General features: G+C 52.3%; 4 tRNA genes. All 4 read right to left on the bottom strand.

The window, feature by feature from the left end:
- Positions 1-32: 32 nt before the first annotated feature.
- The 4 genes from GHT08_RS21895 to GHT08_RS21880 all read right to left on the bottom strand — a co-directional run bounded on the left by GHT08_RS21895 (position 33) and on the right by GHT08_RS21880 (position 432).
- Positions 33-121, bottom strand: a tRNA-Leu gene (locus GHT08_RS21895).
- 46 nt (positions 122-167) lie between these two features.
- Positions 168-242: transfer RNA gene (locus GHT08_RS21890), tRNA-Gly, on the bottom strand.
- A 24-nt stretch (positions 243-266) separates the two neighbouring features.
- A tRNA-Leu gene (locus tag GHT08_RS21885) sits at positions 267-351 on the bottom strand.
- A 5-nt stretch (positions 352-356) separates the two neighbouring features.
- Positions 357-432: transfer RNA gene (locus GHT08_RS21880), tRNA-Lys, on the bottom strand.
- Between the last annotated feature and the right edge of the window lie 38 nt (positions 433-470).

Genomic DNA, 470 nt, shown 5'->3' with positions numbered 1-470 from the left:
ACGCTCTATCCAATTGAGCTACGGGCGCTAAATGGTGCCGAGGGCCGGACTCGAACCGGCACGGTGGAAACCCACCGCAGGATTTTAAGTCCTGTGCGTCTGCCAATTCCGCCACCCCGGCAAGGAATAATACATTAATCACTTGGCAAACTAAATGATTAATTTCCTGGAGCGGAAGACGGGATTCGAACCCGCGACCCCCACCTTGGCAAGGTGGTGTTCTACCACTGAACTACTTCCGCATATAGTTAATTATTATAATTGTATGGTGCGGGTGGAGGGACTTGAACCCCCACGTCAAGAGACACTAGATCCTAAGTCTAGCGCGTCTGCCAATTCCGCCACACCCGCGTAAATGGTGAGCCATGGAGGATTCGAACCTCCGACCCTCTGATTAAAAGTCAGATGCTCTACCAACTGAGCTAATGGCTCCCAAATGGTGCCGGCCAGAGGACTTGAACCCCCAACCT

The sequence above is a fragment of the Gracilibacillus saliphilus genome (assembly GCF_010994085.1).
Classification (GTDB): domain Bacteria; phylum Bacillota; class Bacilli; order Bacillales; family Amphibacillaceae; genus Gracilibacillus; species Gracilibacillus lacisalsi.
This window is presented reverse-complemented; position numbering and strand designations above follow the sequence as displayed.